The organism is Flavobacteriaceae bacterium, assembly GCA_003443635.1.
Classification (GTDB): domain Bacteria; phylum Bacteroidota; class Bacteroidia; order Flavobacteriales; family Flavobacteriaceae; genus AU392.
Genome location: CP031964.1, coordinates 1,238,597 through 1,262,639, shown reverse-complemented (window position 1 = coordinate 1,262,639; position 24,043 = coordinate 1,238,597). Strand labels below are relative to the sequence as shown.

24 protein-coding genes are annotated in these 24,043 nt (G+C 28.7%); 6 read left to right on the top strand and 18 right to left on the bottom strand.

What is annotated here, in order from left to right; translation table 11 throughout:
- Positions 1-55: 55 nt before the first annotated feature.
- Together D1817_05725 and D1817_05720 are read left to right on the top strand one after the other, a co-directional pair.
- Positions 56-937: a glycosyltransferase family 2 protein gene (locus tag D1817_05725; GenBank protein ID AXT19387.1), complete on the top strand. Its 882-nt coding sequence runs from the start codon at positions 56-58 to the stop codon at positions 935-937.
- On the top strand, positions 934-1,872 hold the full coding sequence (locus D1817_05720; GenBank protein ID AXT19386.1) for a glycosyltransferase family 2 protein: 939 nt from the start codon (positions 934-936) through the stop codon (positions 1,870-1,872). Before D1817_05725 ends, D1817_05720 begins: the two co-directional genes overlap by 4 nt.
- Here D1817_05720 and D1817_05715 read toward each other — a convergent pair.
- Both D1817_05715 and D1817_05710 read right to left on the bottom strand, forming a co-directional pair.
- Entirely contained in the window at positions 1,858-2,253 is a 396-nt protein-coding gene (locus D1817_05715; GenBank protein AXT19385.1) for a WxcM-like domain-containing protein, read from the bottom strand. The two genes, D1817_05720 and D1817_05715, sit on opposite strands and share 15 nt — an antisense overlap.
- Positions 2,243-3,220: a glycosyltransferase family 2 protein gene (locus D1817_05710; GenBank protein AXT19384.1), complete on the bottom strand. Its 978-nt coding sequence runs from the start codon at positions 3,218-3,220 to the stop codon at positions 2,243-2,245. The genes D1817_05715 and D1817_05710 overlap by 11 nt, the downstream gene beginning before the upstream one ends.
- Here D1817_05710 and D1817_05705 point away from each other — a divergent pair.
- Complete coding sequence (locus D1817_05705) at positions 3,151-4,035, top strand: glycosyltransferase (GenBank protein ID AXT19383.1); 885 nt, start codon at positions 3,151-3,153, stop codon at positions 4,033-4,035. The genes D1817_05710 and D1817_05705 overlap by 70 nt on opposite strands.
- A 2-nt stretch (positions 4,036-4,037) precedes the next feature.
- Here the strand turns inward: D1817_05705 and D1817_05700 are convergent, their stop codons facing one another.
- The 6 genes from D1817_05700 to typA form a co-directional block, all read right to left on the bottom strand.
- Entirely contained in the window at positions 4,038-5,357 is a 1,320-nt protein-coding gene (locus D1817_05700) for an O-antigen translocase (GenBank protein AXT19382.1), read from the bottom strand.
- Positions 5,358-6,461 carry a DegT/DnrJ/EryC1/StrS family aminotransferase gene (locus D1817_05695; GenBank protein ID AXT19381.1) on the bottom strand — a complete coding sequence of 368 codons (1,104 nt, stop codon included), beginning with the start codon at positions 6,459-6,461 and terminating at the stop codon, positions 5,358-5,360.
- On the bottom strand, positions 6,458-7,429 hold the full coding sequence (locus tag D1817_05690) for a GNAT family N-acetyltransferase (protein AXT21235.1): 972 nt from the start codon (positions 7,427-7,429) through the stop codon (positions 6,458-6,460). Before D1817_05690 ends, D1817_05695 begins: the two co-directional genes overlap by 4 nt.
- A gap of 54 nt (positions 7,430-7,483) precedes the next feature.
- Complete coding sequence (locus D1817_05685; GenBank protein ID AXT19380.1) at positions 7,484-8,428, bottom strand: glycosyltransferase; 945 nt, start codon at positions 8,426-8,428, stop codon at positions 7,484-7,486.
- Positions 8,429-8,493: 65 nt separating this feature from the next.
- A complete protein-coding gene (locus D1817_05680; GenBank protein AXT19379.1) occupies positions 8,494-10,038 on the bottom strand; it encodes a hypothetical protein in 1,545 nt (514 codons plus the stop codon).
- A 327-nt stretch (positions 10,039-10,365) separates the two neighbouring features.
- A complete protein-coding gene (gene typA / locus D1817_05675) occupies positions 10,366-12,165 on the bottom strand; it encodes a translational GTPase TypA (GenBank protein AXT19378.1) in 1,800 nt (599 codons plus the stop codon).
- A gap of 299 nt (positions 12,166-12,464) precedes the next feature.
- Between typA and D1817_05670 the strand changes: the two genes are divergently transcribed.
- Positions 12,465-13,286 carry a 3-deoxy-8-phosphooctulonate synthase gene (locus D1817_05670; GenBank protein ID AXT19377.1) on the top strand — a complete coding sequence of 274 codons (822 nt, stop codon included), beginning with the start codon at positions 12,465-12,467 and terminating at the stop codon, positions 13,284-13,286.
- 83 nt (positions 13,287-13,369) lie between these two features.
- On the top strand, positions 13,370-13,606 hold the full coding sequence (locus D1817_05665; GenBank protein ID AXT19376.1) for a CDGSH iron-sulfur domain-containing protein: 237 nt from the start codon (positions 13,370-13,372) through the stop codon (positions 13,604-13,606).
- Between the two features lie 4 nt (positions 13,607-13,610).
- Here D1817_05665 and D1817_05660 read toward each other — a convergent pair whose 3' ends face one another.
- On the bottom strand, positions 13,611-13,967 hold the full coding sequence (locus D1817_05660) for a DUF1801 domain-containing protein (protein AXT19375.1): 357 nt from the start codon (positions 13,965-13,967) through the stop codon (positions 13,611-13,613).
- Between the two features lie 5 nt (positions 13,968-13,972).
- Positions 13,973-14,338 carry a hypothetical protein gene (locus tag D1817_05655; protein AXT19374.1) on the bottom strand — a complete coding sequence of 122 codons (366 nt, stop codon included), beginning with the start codon at positions 14,336-14,338 and terminating at the stop codon, positions 13,973-13,975.
- A gap of 119 nt (positions 14,339-14,457) precedes the next feature.
- On the opposite strand from D1817_05655, the gene D1817_05650 reads away from it, so the two are divergent.
- Entirely contained in the window at positions 14,458-15,432 is a 975-nt protein-coding gene (locus tag D1817_05650) for a hypothetical protein (GenBank protein AXT19373.1), read from the top strand.
- Here D1817_05650 and D1817_05645 read toward each other — a convergent pair.
- The 8 genes from D1817_05645 to dnaJ all read right to left on the bottom strand — a co-directional run bounded on the left by D1817_05645 (position 15,429) and on the right by dnaJ (position 24,039).
- Positions 15,429-15,959 (bottom strand): hypothetical protein, encoded by a 531-nt coding sequence (locus D1817_05645; GenBank protein AXT19372.1) that lies wholly within the window; start codon positions 15,957-15,959, stop codon positions 15,429-15,431. The two genes, D1817_05650 and D1817_05645, sit on opposite strands and share 4 nt — an antisense overlap.
- A gap of 31 nt (positions 15,960-15,990) precedes the next feature.
- On the bottom strand, positions 15,991-17,361 hold the full coding sequence (locus tag D1817_05640) for a peptidase M28 family protein (GenBank protein AXT19371.1): 1,371 nt from the start codon (positions 17,359-17,361) through the stop codon (positions 15,991-15,993).
- Between the two features lie 95 nt (positions 17,362-17,456).
- The gene (locus D1817_05635) at positions 17,457-18,335 is read right to left on the bottom strand and encodes a polyphosphate kinase 2 family protein (protein AXT19370.1); all 879 of its coding nucleotides are present in this window, start codon (positions 18,333-18,335) and stop codon (positions 17,457-17,459) included.
- 15 nt (positions 18,336-18,350) lie between these two features.
- The gene (locus D1817_05630) at positions 18,351-19,514 is read right to left on the bottom strand and encodes a sigma-54-dependent Fis family transcriptional regulator (protein AXT19369.1); all 1,164 of its coding nucleotides are present in this window, start codon (positions 19,512-19,514) and stop codon (positions 18,351-18,353) included.
- Between the two features lie 15 nt (positions 19,515-19,529).
- On the bottom strand, positions 19,530-20,405 hold the full coding sequence (locus D1817_05625) for a mechanosensitive ion channel protein MscS (protein ID AXT19368.1): 876 nt from the start codon (positions 20,403-20,405) through the stop codon (positions 19,530-19,532).
- A gap of 1 nt (position 20,406) precedes the next feature.
- Positions 20,407-21,720 (bottom strand): ABC transporter permease, encoded by a 1,314-nt coding sequence (locus D1817_05620; protein ID AXT19367.1) that lies wholly within the window; start codon positions 21,718-21,720, stop codon positions 20,407-20,409.
- 2 nt (positions 21,721-21,722) lie between these two features.
- The gene (locus D1817_05615; GenBank protein AXT19366.1) at positions 21,723-22,649 is read right to left on the bottom strand and encodes an ATP-binding cassette domain-containing protein; all 927 of its coding nucleotides are present in this window, start codon (positions 22,647-22,649) and stop codon (positions 21,723-21,725) included.
- A gap of 274 nt (positions 22,650-22,923) precedes the next feature.
- On the bottom strand, positions 22,924-24,039 hold the full coding sequence (gene dnaJ / locus D1817_05610; GenBank protein AXT19365.1) for a molecular chaperone DnaJ: 1,116 nt from the start codon (positions 24,037-24,039) through the stop codon (positions 22,924-22,926).
- Positions 24,040-24,043: the final 4 nt, after the last annotated feature.

Genomic DNA, 24,043 nt, shown 5'->3' with positions numbered 1-24,043 from the left:
AGCTTCTCATAAAATTAATTATCTGTATATTAATTTTATAATTATTATTTAGTTTATGGTTTCAGTTTTAATTCCTACTTATAATTTTAATGCAACTAATCTAGTAAATGAAATTTATAAGCAATTATTAAATAACAAACTATCTTTTGAAATTATTGTATATGATGATGGCTCTTTATCTCATTTAAATAAAAAAAATGAAGCTATAAACAATATCTCAAATTGTACTTTTAAAGCATTTAATACTAATATAGGCAGGAGTGCTATAAGAAATTTATTGGCCATAAATGCTCAATATGATCTTTTACTATTTATAGATTCAGGAACATTTCCTGAAAGTGAAAATTTTATTTTAAAATACTCCAAACTATTTAATAAAAGTGTTGTTATTGGAGGAATGACTTGTCTTAAAAAGAAACCAAAAAAACATTATAGGCTTAGATGGTTGTATACTAAACTAAGAGAAAGCAATTTATATAAAAACCATAAAAAAGCACCTTCTATTTGTTCTTCAAATTTTTTAATTCAAAAAGATTTTTTTATGAATAATTTATTTGATGAATCTATAAAAAAATATGGTTATGAAGATGTTTTATTTTTCGACGCATTAACGAAACAAGGAATCGATATAACATATATTAATAATCCTGTGATTCATAATGCAGACGATAATACTAATACATTTTTAAAAAAAACAGAAAATGCAATAGAGAATTTAATTGAATTAATTAAAACAAATAAATTAGATAAAGACAAATCTAGAATTTCTAAAACTTTTTACTCATTAAAAAAAATAAAAACAGATAGGTTTATAGCTTATTGTTTTGTTTTAAGTAAATCTATATTAAAAATAAATTTTAACTCATCGTATCCCTCAATCCTACTATATGATTTTTATAGATTAGGGTATTTTTGTTTATTAATGAATAAGAAATGATTCCTTTTTTCTCAATAATAATTCCTTTATATAATAAGGGCAATCATATTAAAAATACTTTAAAAAGTGTTTTTAATCAAACTTTTATTGATTTCGAGGTTATTATAATTAATGACGGCTCTACAGACAATAGTATTAAAATAGTAACAAGTTTTAAAGACAATAGGTTAAATATAATACACACAAAAAACAAAGGAGTATCTAGTGCCAGAAACCTTGGCATAAGTAATGCTAAAGCTAATTATATTGTATTTTTAGATGCTGATGATTTATGGTATCCTGATCATCTTATAAATCTAAAATCTTTAATTGATAACTATCCTCATTGTGGTTTATACGCAACAGCATATGAAAAATCATTTTTCAGCAAAAAAATTGTAAAAGCTAAATTCAACAATCTAAATGACAATCATTTTGGGGTTGTAAAAGATTATTTTAATAGTAGTATCATAGATGGGGTAGTTTGGACCTCAGCAATAGCTATTCCTAAAAAGATATTAAAATTATATAATGGTTTTAATACCTCGCTTGAATCTGGCGAGGATACAGAGCTTTGGATTAAAATTTCATTAAAAGAAAAAGTAGTTTTTTCATCAAAAATTACTGCTATAAAAGTAATAGATAATACGTCAAATCATCTTTCGTTTAAAGATAAAAACATAGAGTTTTTAAAAGCTCTAAATCAATTTAAAATAGAGGAAGAAGAAAATAAAAGTTTGAAGAAGTATCTTGATTTAAATAGATCTTCTCTAGCTATAAATTTAAAAATGACTGGTAACTATGAGCATTTTAAAAACGTTATTAAACATATTGATTACTCAAATCTCAATATAAAACAACAGGTATTATTAAGCACTCCGAAATTATTTCTTAATGCTTTAAAAAAAATGCAGTTTATTTTATTAAAAAACAACATTTACTTATCCTCTTTTTAAAGCTATAAATTCGTCATAATCTCTTATATATTCATTTTCATCAAACTCATTTGAAGCTAATACTAAGCATACTGCTCCAGAAGAAAAATTATCGATTTCTCTCCAAACTCCAGTAGGAATAAATAATCCCTTATTGGGTTTATTTAGCATGATCCGTTCTTTAGAAATTCCATCATCCAAAATAACTTCAAAACTACCACTTAAAGCAACAAGTAAGGATTCTTGCACTTTATGAGCATGGCCACCTCTATATGCATTACTTGGAATATCATAGAGATAATAGATTCGTTTAATATCAAAAGAAATAATTGTTTTATCTATTACCGATAACATCCCTCTTTCTTCATGAACCTGTGGAATATCTATTAGTTTAATTAACATATATTTTATCTATTTCTCCTGTTTTTTTCAATTCTTTATATTTTGAAATCCCTTTAAGGCCTATTTTAAACTTTAATGGTATTTGTTTGAGGTTAATATAATTATTTCTCCAGACGAAAAACAAATATTTTATCAACCAAAAATAGCTTAAATTACCGTGAAAACGCTGTGTTAATGCTGACCTAGCATAAATTGCTTCATCTCCTCCCATTTTTCTCCCTGAGCTTTCATAGGGATGCATTACTATTATTTTAGATATGTGATACATTTTTAAATTTTTATCAAAAGCATTACGCAAAAAAACATACTCTGTTTCTCCTTTAAATACAGATCCTACCCCAAAAAAATGATTAAAATATATATGATAATGATTAAAAACTTCTCTTCTAAATGTAATCACCCAAGTATAAATTTCTTTTAGAGATATTTTATCGTGATTACCTTCAGGATAGTAATTTGCATATAACTTTCCATTTTCATCAATAGCTTCAAAAGAGATCATATCCATATCACTATTTTGATTATAAGCTTCAAGAATTGTTTCTTTTAAATTTGGTTGATAAACAATATCGTCATCAGCCATAAGGCAAATATCTCCAGTTGCATTTTTTATTGCTAAATTCCTACTCGCTGGCGAGCCTCTTTCTAAAGAATTTATAACTCTAACATTTTCATAATCAGATATCAATATTTTTTCTTCATCTGTTTGATTTATTATTAAAATATTAAAATTCGAAAAATGCTCATGAACAAAAACCTTTTTCAAAAATGACAAATCTGTTTTAAACATTGTAGAGAGTAAAATCTCAAAACTCAATTTCATAATCAATTCGTTTTTGATACTGTAAAATACTTTCTCATTCTTTACATTTGTTGTAAAGGTAAACATAAAAGTTAATGTCTGAATCTCCTTTAGTAACAGTAATATGTTTAAGTTATAATCATGAGAAATATGTAATTGAAGCATTAAATTCTATCTCAAAACAAAATTATGATGCTATCGAAATTATAATTGTTGATGATGCAAGCACAGATAATACTGCATCATTAATAAAAAAATGGACTATAAACAATTCAGCAATATTCATCCAAAACAAAAACAATTTAGGAAACACCAAATCTTTTAACAATGCTTTAAAATTAGCAAAAGGTAATTTTATTGTTGATTTTGCTGCTGACGATATACTTCTTCCTGATTTTATAAAATCAGGGGTAGAAACGTTTGCATCTTCATCCCATAAAAATTTAGGAGTAGTTTTTTCTAATCTTGAATTTATTAACGATCAAGGGGGTCATATAAAATATATGTATCCTATTACTAAAACAGGCCATGCTAAAAAAAAACCTTATACAGGTAATGTATATAAACATTTACTTTATGGTTATTTTATAAGCGCTCCTTCAATGTTGATCAAAAAAGATGTCTTTAATAAATTAGAAGGTTATGATGAAAATTTACTTTACGAAGATCTTGATTTTTGGTTTAGATCATCTAGATTATTTAATTATGACTATACAGATAAAGTACTAGTAAAAAAAAGAATTTTGAAAAACTCTTTAAGCTCCAATTTTTACAAAAAAAGTGGGGTTAGCTTAGAAAAATCAACTTATATTTCTTGTCAGAAAGCTTTTAAACTTAATAAAAATAGTGAAGAATATAAGGCCCTTATTAATAGAATAGGTTACGAATTACGTCTTGCAATAAAGAACAAAAATGCAATAGCTCTTTTTCAATTTTTATATTTATTACTAAAAATAAAATCAAAAATTATTTTCAAATAAAATTATTCATCCTCAAGAAGTTCGTTTGGCTCTTCAGAAATTACTCCAAAAAGAGAACTACTAAATATTAACAGAATAACAATATAATACAAAATATAAGTTACACAATGCGCTATTGTTGCGCCTTTAACTCCATATAGATCTATAAAGTATATGCTTGTTAAGTAAAGTATAATTACAGAAAAAGCTTCTGTGATTATATAATGCCAAAACATTTTTTTTGCTAGGAATTGATAAGCAATTACAATAGATAGCACTTTAATAAAATCACCTAAAAGCTGCCATAAAAACAAATCTTCAACAGGTTTAAATTCACTCGAAAATACAGCAGGAATTATAAATGATCTTAACAGGTAAATTACTATTAATGCGAGTCCGAAAACAGGAACTATTGTTTTATAAAAATTAAATACTTCTTTTCTAAATTCTTTTTTACTATCAATTTCCGAAAAACGAGGTAGTATATACAAAGTCATTAAAGAGCTGATAAACAATAAATAATACTTAGAAATTCTGGTCATTGCTTCCCAAAACCCTGCTTCTTTAATTCCTATAGTATCAATAATATACGAGCGTATCGCTAAAATCACAAGAGGTAGAACTATAGCTGAGAACAAAGCCATAATAGAATATGAACTCATTTTTTTAATCATATTAAAATTAATATGTTTTAGCTTTAACAATGGTACTAGGCTACGCCTATTTAATATACTAACTAGTGTAATTAAAAAGATAATGGATTCTGCTATTACTACTGATATTAAAGCGCCATCTAATTTCTGTTGATAGATTAAAAGTAACGTAATACAAAGGCCAAGTACTTGACCAATTATATTTATAATAATTAAATTTTTATATTTAGAAAATCCATTTAATATAGAAAACACAAACATATTTACTGAATATAATGGCAGTGCTATTGCCATTATTTTTATAACATATGTGTAGTTGTTTTCACTAGAAAAAACAATATCATTAATAGAAGTTGCATTGAAATAACATAATAATGAAATTAGCACTGTAGAAACAAGTCCTAAATAAAAAATAGTTGAAATGGTTTTACTCAGTTCAACTACATCATTTTTAAATTCGGCAATGTATTTTACAGCTCCATTATAAAATCCAAGTATAGCAACCGATTGTATGGAACTTAAAAAATTACGTAAATTACCTATAAGTGCTAGACCTTCTGCTCCTATAAAAACAGCAATGGCTTTAGATGTTAAGAAACCTGTGATGATTTTAGTTACTACTGAAGCTGAATTTAACGAAGCAACTTTTATTAAAACATTATCGTTTATATACTTTATTATCTTTTTCAATTAATACGCATTTATTTGATCAATAACTTCATTTACTTGTTCAAGATCCATTGTAGGGTAAATTGGTAAACTTACAACAGTTTGATGAATTTTCTCTGTTATGGGGAGGTTTAAATTTTTATATGCTATCAATGCATTTTGCTGATGTGGTGGTATAGGATAATGTACTGACGTTTCTATGGTTTTAGAATCTAAATACTCCATAAAATGCTTTCGATTACCATCTACTCTAATCACAAATTGATGAAAAACATGATCTTGCTCATTCGAAAAGAATGGCAATTTAATTTTACTTGACTTAATCCTGGCAATATATTGTTTTGCAATAGCGATTCTTTCTAAATTATCTGATTCTAAAAACTTTAATTTAATATTTAAAAACAAAGCTTGTATCTCATCTAACCTAGAGTTATATCCAATAAGATCATTATTATTTTTAATCACCGAACCATAATTTCGTAATTTATATATTACAGAGGCTAAATCGTCATTGTTTGTAGTAATAGCTCCAGCATCTCCTAGCGCTCCTAAGTTTTTGGTAGGGTAAAAACTAAAGCCTGCAGCATCTCCTAAGCTCCCTGATCTGATTCCTTCAGTTGTTTTGGCCCCATGTGCTTGTGCAGCATCTTCTATTACAATTATATTATGAGTCTTAGCTATTGTCACAACAGGTAACATATCGGCTAATTGCCCATATAAATGTACCATCAATATAGCTTTTGTTTTAGATGTTATTCTCTCTTCTATATTTTCTATAGAAATATTAAATGTTTCTATGCTAGGCTCAACAAAAACTGGTGTTAATCCTGAATTAATAACTGCTAGAATAGAAGCTATGTAGGTGTTTGCCGGTATAATAACTTCATCTCCTACCTTCATTCTACCTAATTCAATATATCCTCTAAAAATAAGCGTAAGTGCATCCAAGCCATTACCTACGCCTATACAATATTTTGTATCACAAAATGATGCAAAATTTATCTCAAAAGCAGATACATTTTCTCCTAAAATATAATTACCTGAATTTAAAAATGTTAGATACTCTTCTTCAAATTGAGTTTGAAAACGAGCATTTACTTGTTTTAAGTCAAGAAATTTTATCATAGCATCACAGAATTTAGGTGTATACTATTTTTAGTTTCTATTTCATAAAAGTCTTGAGTTATAGTTTGAGCATTAAATCCTTCTTTCCAATATTGAAGACCTTCATTAATATTTCTCCCTTTATTTTCATTAGAAACACCAAAATCAAAATACAATTTATGCACAAAAACTTCCTTTATTAAATAAGAGTGTAAAGTATCCAAACTTCCTAAAATGTTTTTTTCGTTATTGGCAGATATATATTGTGAATGCGCTACAGTATCAGTTTCAAATATAGTTGTTCCAGCAACAATTTTATCGTTGTTATAGACGTTAAACTGTCTTATATTATTAGGAAATTGTTCTTTTAGTAATGTTATTTCTTCCAAACTGTGCACAGGAGTTATCGCATGTTTCTGTTTTAAATTAGGAATAAGAATCTTATTCCAGAAATCATCAAATGTTTGCACTTCTTTTATTTCTAAATTATAGTTTTGAGCGCGTTTAATTCCTTGGATTCTATCTTTAGAAAACTTTTTATTATTCTTTAAACTAACTACAGAAAGAGTATCTCTTCTAATTAACTTGGCATTTAATAAAAACATTAGATATTGTAATTCATCACTAGGATTTTTATAATAAATAGTTGGGATTTGTTTTAACTCTATAATATCTATGCCTTGAGAATTTAAACTCTCTAAAAGAGATTTAAACCCCTCTAAAACATTTTTAAGTTTTATTTCGTTCGTTAGAAGAAGTCCACCATAAGTTAATCCTTGATGTGAATATAATTTGTCATTAATTTTATGAGCTGGAAACAATGCTATAAGTTTTTCATTTTTAAATATCAACATTGAAGCATCTTCAAACTTATCTTGATGGTATTCCATAAAATCTCTATAAAACAAAAATGTAGCATTTTTAGAAATAGCTACGAATTCATTCCAGATTTCTTTATAATTTTCTGTGTATGCTTTTATTGTAAAAATAAGATCAGAGAATTGTGATTTTATAGTTGTAAAATACAAATTATTTAATGTATTCTAACTGTCTAATTTAATATTTGTTTTATCAATAATATAAAGAGGTCTGTCTTTTACATTTGTATTTATTCTACTTATATATTCTCCTATGATCCCTATTGATAATAACTGAATTCCTCCAATAAACATCGAGCTAATAATTAGGGACGTCCACCCTGTTATAGTTTCTTTTAATATAAAATGCGAAAAAATCGCATATATAATAACTAAAAACGAAAAAAATGAGATAATGAACCCTAATTTGCTCACTAGCAAAAGAGGTTTATTTGAAAACCCTGTTATTGCATCTAAGGCCAATTTAAACATTTGATTATATGAATATCCAGATTTACCTGAGTTACGACTCTCACGTTTAAATAACACTTGTGATTGTTTAAATCCTAACCAAGCAACTTGTGCTCTTAAAAACTTATTTTGTTCGGGCATTTTGTTTAACGCCCTAACTACTTTCTTATCTAAAAGTCTAAAGTCCCCAGTATCTAATGGAATTTTAAATGAAGTAATTTTCTCTAAAACTCTATAAAATAATTTCGAACTTATTTTTTTCAAGAAAGTTTCTCCTTTTCTAGTTTCTCTCTTAGCATATACAACATCAAATCCTTCTTTATATTCTTCATACAATTCCGAAATTAATTCTGGTGGATCTTGCAAATCACCATCAATAATAATAACTGCATTACCAATACAAAATTCTAACCCAGCAGATATTGCTATCTGATGTCCAAAGTTTCTGCTAAAATTAATATAGAACACTTTTTCATCAATCTCTGATAGTTTAATTAATTCATTAAACGAATTATCTGTACTACCGTCATTTATAAAAATTAATTCATAGCTATCAGTGAAATTATTGATTGTAGCAATTAATCTTTTATAAATTTCCAAAATATTATTTTGCTCATTATAAATTGGAATAATAACTGAAATATCTTTTTCTTTTTCCATAAATTAGAGTATTCATTAAGGTCATTATCATTTTCCACTAAAGGTAGAGTTTGTTTTTTTGATAATTAACTTCCTTTATTTGTTTTATAAATATTAAAATATTCATTACTCCAGACGATTTTATATTCATTCCTTTTAATAAAATCATTCATAGCTTTCATCCTTTGCTTATTATATCTATAACTGTTTTCTTTTAATTCACTCATATAATTTACATCAGGAAGAGAAAACTCTACTATAGTTTCAAATTTTTGCTGAAGAATTATTGGTAAAGCAGGTATTTCAGCTTCTGCTCTTTTCATATTTTTTTCAAATGAGTAACCATCATATACCCAAACCCAAGGGTTATACATATAGGGTTTCGTTTTTGTTAGAAAATGAATCATAGGTATATTATCATAAGCCAATAAATAATCACCTTGTTTTACATATTTATCAATATTAGGTAAAAGGCTATTGATAATTTTTGCGCGATGAGCAGTTGTATAAACACCTTTTGTTAAATCATTATTAACTATGCTCGTTTTTTTAAAACGATTTCCTTTATCAAAATAAGCTTCTTGAGAAATATGACTTAATTTAACTATAAAATAAGATGTGATAAAAATCACACTCCATAATTTTATAAATTTTCTGTTAATTGATAATAATTGTCTTTGATCAAATATTTTGAATGTTATGATTCTTTCTTTTTGTTGAGATATAAAATGAAAAAATATAGGAACAGACAGCCAAATACTCATATAACCACCATTTGCAATACCTCTATCACTTCCCAATGGTAAAAAAACAGCTATTATTAAAGCACATAATGAAATAAGTTTAACCTCTGTACTATAATAGTTTGATAATAATGAACCAATAGTACCAATTAAAAGAAGTCCATATAATATAAATACATTATTAAATTTTAATAGAAAAGAGAACATTATTATCGAAACGATAATAAAAAGGTTAATAAAAATTTTATTCGCTTTTAATTTGTTTGTGATATAAAATATTAGAGCACTTAATAATAATAATTTAATTATTGACTTTACAGCTAGTTTATAGCTCAAAATATATTCAGTAATTACACTTAAAAAATTATGATTACTACTAATTGTTTTAGCACTATCTGCAATACCTAAAATTGCTTGCTTCATAATATCAAGATGCCCTAAGCTTAATAATAAAAGAATCATAAATAGTAATCCTAATACAATGCCTAAAGCATAATACAGCATTAATTTAATACTTTTTACTACAGGCTCTTTTTTTAAATAATAATAAAACGGAATACATACTATTAATATAAAAAGAGAAAGGTTTGGTAATCTAGAAAAAACATTAACAGCACAAACAAAACCTGAAATGCCTAAAAACAACATCTTATTTTCTGTTAAACCTTTAATTAAAAACCATATAGAAGTAACAACTAAAAGCCCTGTTAGATGATTATGATAAAAAACTAAGTACCCAAAATCATTAACGATTAATACCATTAGTAATGCGATTAACACATAATATTTATTAATATATCTAGAAAGTATTTTATAAGAAATTATAAATGTAATTGTATTAATTATGGCTGCTAAAACTCTAAACCATAGCACTCCTCCTTCAAACAACTTGTACCATAAGCCTCCAATTAATCCCGATAACCAATAAACAAAATTGTATTCAACAGTTTCTGGAGCATTAAAAAATTGCTGATAAAATGTAAGAGAAAACCCTTCGTCACAGACATCAAACCCTTGAAAAGATATAAGTAGTTGGTAGAATAAAATTAATATAACAACTAATAAGAGTGGTCGGCGAGTACTATATTTTTCTATTAAAAAAATATCTAAAGATATTGTGGTTAACCTTGTGAAAATAATACTTTTTATTCAAAAGAAAAGAGGAATTCTATACAGAATCCCTCTTTTAAATATATTGATATTTAATTAGTAGTATTAAATAATCTTATTGCGTTTACGTTCTACTTCTGTTAGATAAATTTTACGTAAACGTAAATGGTTAGGTGTAACTTCTACATATTCATCTTTTTGAATGTATTCTAAAGCTTCTTCTAACGAAAATTTAATTGCAGGGACAATCTTCGCTTTATCGTCAGCCCCAGAAGAACGTACATTACTTAATTTTTTAGTTTTAGTAATGTTTACCGTCATGTCATCTCCACGAGAGTTTTCTCCAATAACTTGACCTTCGTAAATATCTTCACCTGGATCTACAAAAAACTTACCTCTATCTTGTAATTTATCTATAGAATAGGGAATTGCTGTTCCTTTTTCCATAGAAACTAAACTACCGTTTTGACGTTCAGGAATACCTCCTTTTAGAGGTTGATATTCTTTAAATCGATGTGCCATTATTGCTTCTCCAGCTGTTGCTGTTAGTAATTGATTACGTAAGCCTATAATACCACGAGAAGGTACTATAAACTCACATACCATACGCTCACCTTTAGCTTCCATACTTAGCATTTCTCCTTTACGAAGCGTTACCATTTCTATCGCTTTACCAGATACATGCTCTGGTAAATCTATAGTCATTTCTTCTACAGGTTCACACTTAACCCCATCAATTTCTTTTATAATTACTTGAGGTTGGCCAATCTGTAATTCATACCCTTCACGACGCATTGTTTCTATTAAAACAGATAAATGCAATACTCCACGACCAAAAACCATAAATTTATCAGCACTATTAGTTTCTTCAACTCTTAATGCTAAATTCTTTTCAAGCTCTTTGGTCAAACGATCTTTTATATGGCGAGATGTTACAAATTTTCCATCTTTACCAAAGAAAGGGGAATCGTTTATCGTAAATAACATACTCATTGTTGGTTCATCAATAGCAATTGTTTTTAAACCTTGTGGGGCTTCAAAATCTGCAACTGTATCTCCAATTTCAAATCCTTCTAAACCAACAATTGCACAAATATCTCCTGTTTGTACTTCTTCAACTTTCTTACGTCCTAACCCTTCAAAAATATGAAGTTCTTTAATTTTATTTTTTACAATACTCCCATCTCTTTTTACTAAAGTGATGTTTTGTCCAACTTTAAGTTCGCCACGAGTTAAACGTCCAATTGCAATACGTCCAGTAAATGAAGAGAAATCTAATGATGTGATTAACATTTGTGTATTTCCTTCTGGTATTGTAGGAGCAGGAATATGCTCTATTACCATATCTAATAACGGCTCTATATTTTCAGTTTGGTTTTTCCAATCTTCACTCATCCAATTATTCTTTGCAGAACCATAAACTGTTGGAAAATCTAACTGCCACTCTTCAGCACCAAGCTCAAACATTAAATCAAAAACTTTTTCATGTACTTCTTCTGGGGTACAATTTTCTTTATCTACTTTATTAACTACCACACAAGGTTTTAAACCAAGATCTATAGCTTTTTGTAATACAAAACGTGTTTGTGGCATTGGGCCTTCAAAAGCGTCTACTAATAATAAAACACCATCTGCCATATTAAGTACTCGCTCAACTTCTCCACCAAAATCGGCGTGACCAGGAGTATCAATAATATTAATTTTTGTGTCTTTATATATTACAGATACATTCTTAGATGTAATTGTAATTCCACGTTCTCGCTCTAAATCGTTATTATCTAAAATTAAATCTCCTGTATTTTCGTTTTCACGAAATAACTGACAGTGATACATAATTTTATCTACCAAAGTTGTTTTACCATGATCGACGTGAGCAATGATTGCAATATTTTTAATATTAGTCATAGTGACACTTTTATTTTAAGCGTGCAAAGGTACGTCTTATTTTATTAAGATTAGATTTTTAATCATTCTTTTAAGCTTCTTTAAAACATAATGGTTGTCAGCTATTTAAGTCATGTTATTTATTGTTTAGTATTGTATTTTTTTGAAACTGAAATTAAACTCTAAACAAGATTACATTTTGTAAAATGACTTGACATTAATTTAAATGCTTTTTTAAAGTATTTCTTTATTGACCTCAATAATAATTTAAATTTAAACGCATATATTTTATGTAACTTTGCGCTATAAATACAGAACAAATGCAACTTAATTTAGTACCCAAATTAAAACATATAGATTCTAATAATTTCTTCTTACTAGCTGGGCCTTGTGCTATCGAAAATGAAGATATGGCATTACGTATTGCTGAAAAAGTTATAGCCATTACAAATGATCTTAAAATTCCATATATTTTTAAAGGAAGCTTTAAAAAAGCTAATCGTAGTAGAATTGATAGCTTTACGGGTATTGGAGATGAAAAAGCTTTAAAAATACTCAAAAAAGTTTCAGAAACGTTTAACGTTCCAACAGTGACCGATATTCATGAAGTTTCTGATGCTAAAAAAGCTGCTGAGTATGTTGATGTTTTACAAATTCCAGCATTTTTAGTACGTCAAACTGATCTTGTAGTTGCTGCTGCAAAAACAGGTAAAGTAGTAAATTTAAAAAAAGGGCAATTTATGAGCCCTGAAGCCATGAAACATGCTGTACAGAAAGTAAAAGATGCTGGAAACGAAAAAGCATGGATTACAGATAGAGGCACTATGTTTGGTTATCAAGATATGATTGTTGATTTTAGAGGTATTCCTACTATGCGACAATATGCTCCAACTATTTTAGATGTCACACATTCTTTACAACAACCAAATCAAACCAGTGGCGTTACTGGAGGCCGACCAGATATGATTGAAACTATAGCTAGAGCTGGTGTAGTAAATTATGTAGATGGTTTATTTATTGAAACACATTTTGATCCTGCAAATGCAAAAAGTGATGGTGCAAATATGCTAGATCTACAATACCTCGAAGGTTTACTCAACAATTTAGTTCGTATTAGAAAAACAATTACTAATCTAAATTAAATTTTAAAAGTTTAACATATTAATTATAATTAGCTTATTTTAAAAATCATAATTTTACTTAAAATCATTTAAGTAAATTAAATATGAATAATAATGTAAGAGGAGGAGATTCTCCTATTAAATGTGAATTAGAAGCTGGAAAAAAATATTCTTGGTGTACATGTGGGCATAGCGAAAATCAACCGTTTTGCAATGGAGAACATAGAGCTAAAAATGCTACTCCACCCATGACATTTGACGCTATAGAAACTACAGAAGCTTATTTATGTACTTGTAAGCAAACTAAAAACCCACCATATTGCGATGGATCTCATAATTAATCATTTACCAGAATTTTTTATTTCTTACTAAATACGCATTTTGTAAAATTTCTGTTAAAACGTTATTATTAATGTCTCGAACAGATTTGTATCGTAACGATTTTATTTTTTTTCGATCTGCACTTATTAAGTATTCAAGATGAGTAGTTAAGTGTGATGAATTCCAAAATCCTAAATCAACATAATCTTTTGTATGATTAAGATAGCATAAAGGTCTTTTATCTATATAATAAAAAGGTACTTTCCATTTGAACAATAGCTCAGCTTCAGGTAACGTTCTCTCTATAATAATTTGCAATTGCATTATGATAGTGCAATATGGCTCTGGCTGATTGAGTATATAATTTTCGGCAGGATTCACATGTATTAAAAAATACGCAATACACCTATAACCAGTAATGCAATACCTATAATCGCTTTAAAAGGCATTAATTTAGTTGATAGTTTTTGTAATGCTTCTTTAAAAGCAGGAGCTTTTCCTAAAACATGAGTTAATAATAAAAACCCACCAAGTAAGCTTAAAATATTCATTAACAAATTAATACTTCCTCCTCTAAATATATTTAAAAATCCCGCAATAACTAGTGCTCCTCCTATTATAGTTTGAAAAGGTGCTAATACACCTGCAATTTTATTAAAAAAATCTTTTTCCCCATCCCATTTATCTAAAGTAGCTAATCCTAATAAAATTCCGCCCGATAGGTTCGCAATAGTAAAAATTAAATCGATCATTTTTTGTGCTTTTAGTTGGTTTGAATATAAAGTTAAGGAAAAAATAATAAATCTATTTTCTAAAAATATGCTCAAAAATCAATAATTTAATGGAATAATTTTTGATAGCTTTATCTACAATGAGAAAAACAACAATTTTAATATTAATGCTATTGCCATTCCTGGTATTTTCTCAGGAATATCAAAAAATTGATTCTAAAGTCAGAGAATATCCAAGCTATATAAATTTAAATATTTTAAGTCAAAGAATAAGCAATGATTTTGATTCTGATGAGGAAAAAGTTAGAGCTATTTACAGTTGGCTTGCATATAATATTAATTATTATACTGATAAAAGCACTATAGTAAACTCCAGTATTGAAATGTATTTTTCTGAATATGATAGGGAACGTAAACAAAAAAATAAAGAGGCAAAACAAATTGAAGAAACTATTTCAAAAAAACGAGCAAATTGTTATGGTTTCTCTCTTACGTTTCAAAAACTATGCGATTTATTAAATATTGAATCTGAAGTAATTATTGGTTATGCAAAAGCAGATATTAATGACATAGGTGCAAAAAAATCATTTAAAAATCATGCTTGGAATGCTGTTAAAATTAATAATAAATGGAAGTTTATAGATGCAACTTGGGCAAACACATATTTAAGCCTCAAAAACAAAAAATTCTTAAAAGATTTTTATAATTATTATTTTTTTACTGATCCAGATGAGTTAATCACTAGCCACTTTCCTGCAAACTCTAAGTGGCAATTAACATCTAATTATATATCTAAAAAACAGTTCTTTTCAAAACCTTTTCTGCATCCTAATTATTTTGTTTCTAATTTTAAATTAACTGACATGAAAGGAGTATTAAAAGTTTCAAAAAAAACCAAACATGTGATAATTAACTTTGATAAAATTAACAATAAAGACAAAGAATATTCTTATACATATACAGGTGATAAGCATGCAAGTAAACTTGAAATTATAGAACAATATGATAGCACCTACAGGGCAAAAATTAAATCCCCTAAAAAGGAAAACTCTAATCTCACTTTATTCTATAAATCCTACCCCATAGTTAGTTTTAAAGTAAATACAATAGATTAAATTACAATTTTACCTGATAACACGCTTACCTTCGAATTTATAGGATTTCCTGAAGCACGTCTTGAAGCTACTATTTGTCCGCAATGCCAAATGGCGTCTGCAATAGGTCCATTAATTACATTCCAAAATGGATATTTAGATTGTTCATTAAATTCCAATTCATTTTCGGAAAGATCTGAGTTTTTTCTTAAAATATCTGCAGCCGTTTTTAAATTTTCTAAAGTTTTCTTTCGCGTTTCTAAAAATGACATTTTCAGATAAGTTCCACCTTCATTGGTTTGTTTTAATGCAGCATTTAAAGTGTATCTGGATAAATTTAATATATGATCCAATGTTTCATCTGCAGAACGAGCATCAATACTAATTTTAAATTTCAAATCCTTTTCAACTAGCCCTTCTGTTGCCCAATAATAACGAAATCCTAAGCCATCAATCATTCTTGCAGCTACTGTGCCAGCATTATAAACTTCTGAATATTCAGGAATTTCATAATAAGGCAATCTATTATTTTCTTGTGTAGAAATCATTATTACTAAAACTGTACTTTATTAAAAATGACTAAAACCCATATTTGTCTACCAAATAAATTAATGATGCCATTGTTGCAGCTCCTAGTTCTAACTCACGCTTATTAATTGCATCAAATTTATCGATAGAAGTATGGTGGTAATCAAAATAACGTTGTGAATCTGGTCTCAATCCAGCTAAAACTGTTGTATTAGATTTAAGAGGTCCAATATCAGCACCACTCCCTCCCTGTTCAAAAAAATGAATTAAATAAGGTCTAAATAATGACTTCCAACTTAGCACTTTATTAAAACTTGTATCGTTAGAGTCAAATATAAATCCTCTAGGTGTAAATCCTCCTGAGTCACTCTCTAAAGCAAAAATATGATTCTCTCCTTTTTCTTTAGCTACTCTAGCATATTCTGTTCCTCCACGAAGTCCATTTTCCTCATTCATAAATAGCACTACTCTAATACTACGTTTTGGTTTTATCCCAGATGCTGTTAGTAATCTTATCACATCCATAGACTGCATACACCCTGCACCATCGTCATGAGATCCATCTCCCAAATCCCAAGAATCCAAGTGTCCTCCTACTACAATATATTCATCTGGAAATTCGCTTCCTGTAATTTCTCCAATCACATTATGAGATAATACATCTTCTAACTGTTCACAATTTTGTTTAAAATAGAATTTTATTTTCTTATCTTCTTTTAACATCTCACTTAGCAACTCTGCATCATTTGTACTTATTGCTGCTGAAGGAATACGCTCATTTAATGGTTGGTCTCCGTAACGGATACCGCCTGTATGAGGAAAATCGTCCAAACGCAAATTCATAGAGCGCACAATTGCACCAACTGCTCCATATTTACTAGCTTCTCTTGCTCCATTTCCACGTTGGTCTACTGCACCTCCATAAGCACTAAATGTATTAATTAATGTTGGGTCTAATGGACGGTTAAAAAACACAATTTTACCTTCTAAATTTTCTCTACCTAGAGTTTCTAATTCTTCTAGACCTTGCACTTCAATCACTTCTGCTTTTAAGCCAGAAACAGGTGTAGACACAGAGCCTCCAAGAGCGCAAATATTTACTTTTATAGCTTTACCATCAATAGTTTCTATATGTGCTTCTTCAGGATTTCCTCTTACCCATTTTGGAACCATTACAGGTTGCAACCATACTTTATCAAAACCTAGTTTATCCATTTCAGCTTTGGTCCATTGTACTGCTCTTTCTGCATTTTCAGACCCTGACAATCGCCCTCCAATACCATTAGATAAATAATCTAACCATTCGTAGCTTTTTCCATTGCTAAGAGAGTTATCATAAATCTTTTTAATATTTTCGGCATCAGTTTGTGAAAATGTTGGCACTGTTAAAGATAGTGCTAGTAGAAAAATAAAATATTTCATTATAGTAATTTTAAAAGGCTAAATATACTACTTCTTAGCGTTTATAATCTAATAATTAATTATAAAAAAATCCAGTTTAAAACTGGATTTCAGGATTACTCATTATTGAGTTGTTGTCTATACAATTCAATGTTATTTTTAATTTCATCGTCTAATTCTGGCTCTTTTATATCTGTATACTTTTTTAAAGTATCATATATAATTCTAGCAACAATATATCTTGCTGTAGGTTTATTATCTGCAGGAATTGCAAACCAAGGTGCATGTGCTTTTGATGTTCTATTTATAGCATCTTCATAACAAAATTGATACTCATCCCATAATTTTCGTTCTTTTAAATCTCCAGGTGAGAATTTCCAATTCTTTTCTTGTTTTTCTAAACGACGTAGTAAACGATTTTTTTGTTCTTCTTTAGATAGGTTTAAAAAGAATTTAAAAATGATTGTCCCATTCTCTGCAATGTGTTTTTCGAAATTATTTATTTGATCAAAACGCCTATTCCAAAATACATCATTTATATCTTTTGTAGAGTTAACATTTGGCAAATTCTCACTCAAAATATATTCTGGATGTACTCTTGTTACTAAAACATTTTCATAATGTGTTCTATTAAACACTCCAAATTTCCCACGTGATGGAAGTGCAATATAGTGACGCCAAATAAAATCGTGTTTAAGTTCTAATTCTGTTGGAACTTTAAAACTATGTACTATAATTCCCCTTGTATTAAAATCTTTAAACACTTCTCGAATCATACTATCTTTTCCAGCAGTATCCATCCCTTGTATACAAATTAAAACTGCATATTTACCATGAGCATAAAGTGTATCTTGTAATTTTCCGAGTTTTTTTCTAACTTTTTTAAGTTCTTTTTCAACAATCTCTTCTTCAACTTTTAAATCAAAAACTGTTGATTCTCTTTCTAAAACAATTGGATTAGTTACTTTAAATTGGTCAATATCAACTTCTCTCATAATAGATTAAATAATTTATTTAGAAGCAAACAATTTTACGTCTGTTTCACTAACTTCTTTTTCTCCTAAAATAATTAATCGTTCTACAACATTACGTAACTCTCTAATATTACCTGTCCAATCATATTCTTGAAGTAATTTAGTAGCTTTTGTAGAAAATGTTTTTTGGATGGTTCCTTGTTCATTAGCAATTTTAGAAGCAAAATAATTAATTAATAAAGGAATATCTTCACGTCTATCATTTAATGCTGGTACCTTAATTAAAATTACTGCAAGCCTATGATATAAATCTTCTCTAAATCTTCCTTCTTTAATTTCTTTTTGTAAATTTTTATTTGTTGCGGCTACAACTCTAACATTCACTTTAATATCTTTATCACTACCAACACGCTGTATACGACTTTCTTGTAATGCCCGTAATACTTTTGCCTGAGCAGAAAGACTCATATCTCCTATTTCATCAAGAAAAATAGTCCCTCCATTTGCTGCTTCAAATTTCCCTGCTCTATCTTTATTTGCCGAAGTAAAAGCTCCTTTTACATGGCCAAATAATTCACTTTCAATTAACTCACTTGGTATAGCAGCACAATTTACCTCTATCATTGCTCCTTTAGAGCGTTCACTTTTTTGATGTAACCAATGTGCTACTAATTCTTTACCTGTTCCATTAGGTCCTGTAATTAACACTCTTGCATCTGTAGGAGCTACTTTATCTATAATTTCTTTTATCTGGGAAATAGATTTACTATCTCCAATCATTTCATAGTTTTTACTAACTCTTTTCTTTAAAAGTTTATTTTCTACAACAAGTTCTTTTCTGTCTAACGCATTTCTTACAGTATTTAATAACCTATTTAAATCTGGTGGTTTCGATATATAATCAAATGCTCCTAAACGCATTGTGTTTACAGCTGTATCTAAATCACCATGCCCAGATATCATTATCATAGGTATTTCTGGTTTTATTTTTTTTACAGCTTCTAGAACTTCTACACCATCCATTTTAGGCATTTTTATATCACAAAGCACTAAATCGAAATCGTCTTTTTTAATCTTATCAATACCAACTAAACCATCTTCAGCTTCATCTAATTCATAAGTATCATTTTCTTCAGAAAGTATTTTAACTAATACTCTTCTAATTGCCGATTCATCTTCTATCACTAATATTTTTGACATCCTCTATCTTCTAATTTATTTATTATATAAATGTACATCTCTCTGTGGAAATGGAATTTCAATATTATTTTCTTTAAAAGTATTATATATTTTATAACGTAAATCACTTTTAATTAACGGAACGTTAAAGCTATCAGAAATATAAAAATACAATCTAAAATTTAACGAACTTTCTCCAAAATCTTCAAAAAACACATTTGGCTCTGGTTCATTTAATATAGCTTTTTCTTGTACTGCAATACCTAATAATAACGCTTTCACGAAATCAACATCTGTGCCATAAGCAACTCCCACACTTACAAACTCTCTTGTTGTAACATTATTCTGAGTCCAATTATATAGGGTTTCATTTAAAAATTTATGATTGGGTATTACTAAAATTTTATCATCATTAGTAATTGCTTTGGTAGTTCTTAAATTAACTTCGGTTACTTTACCTACTTTTTTATCTATTTCAATAATATCGTTAACTGTAACTGTTTTATCCAACAAAATAAACACTCCAGAAATAATATCCTGAAATAACTTTTGCATTCCCAAACCAATACCAACAAATAATGCTGTAGATGCAGCTAAGAGTGCCGTAATTTTTACTCCTGAACTATCTAAAGTTGAAATAATTACTACAGAAAAAATAATATATTTTAAAAATGTAAATACAGTTTTAAAACGGTTTTTGTCATTTTCCTGAAGCTTTTTAGTAGCTAAGATTCTGATAGAGCGTAATACAATATGTGTGACTAATAAAGTTATTGTAAGTAAGATTACAGTCTTTATTTTTATTTCAATGTTATCGCCTTTATATAAAGGCGTATTCAAAAAGTCAACAAATTTCATCCAAGCTGAGCTTTCTGTTATTGTATCACTTATTTTATCTAAACCTTGAGTCATATTAATATTTCAACCATTTAAACAATTCTTTATAGCTTACTTTTTTACCATACATTAATATCCCTACACGATAAATTTTTGCTGCAAACCAAACAGTAAACATAAATGTTCCTACAAGTAATGCAAACGAAACTAATTGTTGCCATATTGGAACTCCAAACGGTATACGCATTAACATTACCACAGGTGAGGTAAAAGGTATAAACGAGAATATTGTTGATACTGTTCCATGAGGATCTTCAATAACTGTAAATATACCAACATATACTCCTAAAATTAATGGTATCAATATTGGCATCATAAATTGCTGTGAATCTGTTTCGTTATCTACCGCGGCTCCAATAGCTGCATAAAGTGAACTATACAATAAGTAACCTCCGATAAAGAAAAACAAAAACGCTATAATTAAATTTAACAGCGGAAGATTAGATATAGATGTTATCATATTTTGAGCTATAAGCTGCATTTCTGATGAATTAACTGCTTGATTAACTAATTCTTGCTGTGGTGTCTGAACTTCTGCTAAATTTATTCCAAAAACTGCAGAAACAACAGCCAATAGTATGCCCCCTAAAACTACCCATATTACAAATTGTGTAATTCCAGCTAAAGATGTTCCTATAATCTTTCCCATCATTAATTGAATAGGTTTAACAGAAGAAATAATCACTTCAATAATTCTACTTGTTTTTTCTTCAATTACACTTCGCATAATCATATTACCATATATGATGATGAACATAAATAATAAATATCCTGCAATACCTCCAAATGCAAGTTTTACAATATTATCTACTTTAGAAGTTTTTTGTCCCTCATAACTTTCTTGAGCAATATTAACCGATGTTTTGGAAGCTTCGATCATGCTCACATCTACACCACCTTGCTCTAACTTTAAGTCGGTTAATCTCTTTTCTAATTTATTTTCTAAATTAGAAATCAAAGAGAGTGAAGGTGTATCTTTAGAGTAAAATTTAATCTTTTCTGCTACTTTATCAGCATCAGTTGTAGGCGATATATGTAACAACCCATATTCTTCTTTTTCTTGAACCATTTTTTTAGCTTCATCTAAACTCTCATTAGATAAAACATTATATGTAATGTTCTCTGTATCTTTAAAGATTGTACTAACTAAACCCGATTCATCTAAAATAGAAATTGTACGTTCTTTATTATTATTTAGTTGCGATAAATAGCCCACAACAGATAGCAAAACTATCATTATTATAGGGCTTAAAAACGTCATAATAATGAATGACTTATTTTTTACTTTCGTTAAATACTCTCGCTTTATGATTAGTTTTAAATGATTCATCATTAGTTGTTTTTAACGGTTTGAATAAAGATGTCGTTTACAGTAGGTATTAATTCATTAAAATGATTTACTTCCGCCTTTTGAGTTAAAAATGACAGTAAATCATTAGAAGTTTCACCAGTTTTAAGTTTTATGTTTAATTTTAAATCATTATTTAATGATTTGAAATCTGCTGGAGATACTTCAAATTTCCCTTCTATAACTTCTCTTAATTTATTCTCATTCTCCGTAACTAATCCAACTTCGAACGCATTAGTTTTATATTCTCTTTTAATATCTACCAATTTACCATCTAACACTTTATTAGATTGATGTATAAGTGCAATATGATCACATAACTCTTCAACAGATTCCATACGATGTGTAGAAAAAATGACCGTAGCACCTTCATCTCTCAATTGCAATATCTCATCTTTAATCAAATTAGCATTTATTGGATCGAAACCAGAAAAAGGTTCATCAAAGATTAATAATTTAGGTTGATGGAGTACTGTTACAATAAATTGTATTTTTTGAGCCATCCCTTTTGATAGTTCTTGAATCTTTTTCCCCCACCAATCTTCAATTTCAAATTTTTCGAACCAATATTTAAGACGCTTTTTAGCTTCAGCTTTAGACAAACCTTTTAATTGTGCTAAATACAGTGCTTGCTCCCCTACTTTCATAGACTTATAAAGTCCACGTTCTTCAGGTAGGTATCCAATATCTTTAATATGATGTGCTTGTAATGGTGAATTATCTAAAAATACTTTGCCTGTATCTGGCATTGTAATTTGATTAATAATTCTAATAAGTGTTGTTTTTCCAGCTCCATTAGGGCCTAAGAGTCCAAATATACTTCCTTCAGGAACTGTAATTGAAACGTCATTCAGCGCTCTAAAATTTCCAAAATTTTTAGAGACTGCTTCAGCAACCAATAAGTTGTTCATTTAATAGTTTTTTGTATAAGTGTGGTAAAGATATTAAATGTTACAGCAATAAAAAGTCTTTTATTGGTAATTGCTATAAAAACAAAACCCACCCTTAAAATTTAAGGATGGGAAAAATTGCTATGAAAAAGAAAAATTGTTGCTAACAAAGCTAGCAACGTCTTCAAAGATACTATTTTTTATGATACTATAATTAAAATTTATTAGAGATATCTAATAATATAACATATCATTAAGCTTTTAAGGAAATAAAACCGATGAATTTAGTCTTTCTTTAAGAAAACATATCTTTAACCTTCTCAAAAAACGATTTATCGCTACTTTCAGGTTTTGGATTAAAATGCTCTTCATTTTGCATTTTCTCAAAGAATTGTTTTTGTTCTTTATTAAGTGTTTTTGGTGTCCAAACGTTAATATGCACCAACAAATCACCACGACCATATCCATTAACACTTGGGATTCCTTTTCCTCGTAAACGTAAAATTTTTCCTGATTGCACACCTGCTTCAACTTTAATACGAACTTTGCCAGTTACTGCATCTATTTCTTTTGAAGCTCCCAAAATAGCATCAGGAACACTTATGTACAAATCGTAATGTAAATTATCACCTTCACGCTGTAATGTTGGATGGTCTTCTTCCTGAATAGCTACTAGTAAATCTCCAGAAATTCCATTACCCGGAGCTTCATTTCCTTTACCGGAAACTTTAAGTTGCATCCCATCAACAACGCCTGCAGGGATTTTTATAGATACTGTTTCTTCAGCCTGAATCAATCCATGCGCATCAGCATTTGCTGGTTTTTTATCTATCATTTGTCCAGCACCACCACAAGTATTACAAGGTGAAGCTGTCTGCATTCTTCCTAAAATAGTATTTGTTATTCTTGTAACCTGACCGCTACCATTACAAGTTGAGCATGTTTTATAAGTAGTATCTGCAGCTTGTTTTTTTCGTTTTACTTTTATTTTTTTCTCAACACCATTAGCAATTTCTTCCAACGTAAGTGTTACTCTAATACGTAAGTTACTACCTTTTACCATACGCTGTCTGGAGCCGCCGCCACCAAAACCACTAAATCCACCGCCAAAACCACCACCAAAGATATCACCAAATTGGCTAAATATGTCATCCATATTCATACCGCCACCACCAAAGCCACCACCGCCTTCAAAGGCTTGGTGACCAAACTGGTCGTAGCGTGCTTTTTTATTTTCATCACTAAGAACTTCATATGCTTCTGCTGCTTTTTTAAATTTCTCTTCTGCTGCTTTATCATCTGGATTTTTATCTGGATGATACTTTAAAGCCATTTTTCGATAAGCTTTCTTTATTTCTGCAGGAGTAGCTCCTTTATTTATTCCTAGTACTTCGTAAAAATCTTCCTTCACAGGT

Excerpts from the sequence above, each read along its gene's own strand:
- D1817_05725 (AXT19387.1), top strand. The coding sequence starts at position 56 with ATGGTTTCAGTTTTAATTCCTACTTATAATTTTAATGCAACTAATCTA.
- D1817_05720 (AXT19386.1), top strand. The coding sequence starts at position 934 with ATGATTCCTTTTTTCTCAATAATAATTCCTTTATATAATAAGGGCAAT.
- D1817_05715 (AXT19385.1), bottom strand. The coding sequence starts at position 2,253 with ATGTTAATTAAACTAATAGATATTCCACAGGTTCATGAAGAAAGAGGG.
- D1817_05705 (AXT19383.1), top strand. The coding sequence starts at position 3,151 with ATGTCTGAATCTCCTTTAGTAACAGTAATATGTTTAAGTTATAATCAT.
- D1817_05710 (AXT19384.1), bottom strand. The coding sequence starts at position 3,220 with ATGCTTCAATTACATATTTCTCATGATTATAACTTAAACATATTACTG.
- D1817_05695 (AXT19381.1), bottom strand. The coding sequence starts at position 6,461 with ATGATAAAATTTCTTGACTTAAAACAAGTAAATGCTCGTTTTCAAACT.
- D1817_05685 (AXT19380.1), bottom strand. The coding sequence starts at position 8,428 with ATGGAAAAAGAAAAAGATATTTCAGTTATTATTCCAATTTATAATGAG.
- typA (AXT19378.1), bottom strand. The coding sequence starts at position 12,165 with ATGACTAATATTAAAAATATTGCAATCATTGCTCACGTCGATCATGGT.
- D1817_05670 (AXT19377.1), top strand. The coding sequence starts at position 12,465 with ATGCAACTTAATTTAGTACCCAAATTAAAACATATAGATTCTAATAAT.
- D1817_05665 (AXT19376.1), top strand. The coding sequence starts at position 13,370 with ATGAATAATAATGTAAGAGGAGGAGATTCTCCTATTAAATGTGAATTA.
- D1817_05655 (AXT19374.1), bottom strand. The coding sequence starts at position 14,338 with ATGATCGATTTAATTTTTACTATTGCGAACCTATCGGGCGGAATTTTA.
- D1817_05650 (AXT19373.1), top strand. The coding sequence starts at position 14,458 with ATGAGAAAAACAACAATTTTAATATTAATGCTATTGCCATTCCTGGTA.
- D1817_05645 (AXT19372.1), bottom strand. The coding sequence starts at position 15,959 with ATGATTTCTACACAAGAAAATAATAGATTGCCTTATTATGAAATTCCT.
- D1817_05640 (AXT19371.1), bottom strand. The coding sequence starts at position 17,361 with ATGAAATATTTTATTTTTCTACTAGCACTATCTTTAACAGTGCCAACA.
- D1817_05635 (AXT19370.1), bottom strand. The coding sequence starts at position 18,335 with ATGAGAGAAGTTGATATTGACCAATTTAAAGTAACTAATCCAATTGTT.
- D1817_05630 (AXT19369.1), bottom strand. The coding sequence starts at position 19,514 with ATGTCAAAAATATTAGTGATAGAAGATGAATCGGCAATTAGAAGAGTA.
- D1817_05625 (AXT19368.1), bottom strand. The coding sequence starts at position 20,405 with ATGACTCAAGGTTTAGATAAAATAAGTGATACAATAACAGAAAGCTCA.
- D1817_05620 (AXT19367.1), bottom strand. The coding sequence starts at position 21,720 with ATGAATCATTTAAAACTAATCATAAAGCGAGAGTATTTAACGAAAGTA.
- D1817_05615 (AXT19366.1), bottom strand. The coding sequence starts at position 22,649 with ATGAACAACTTATTGGTTGCTGAAGCAGTCTCTAAAAATTTTGGAAAT.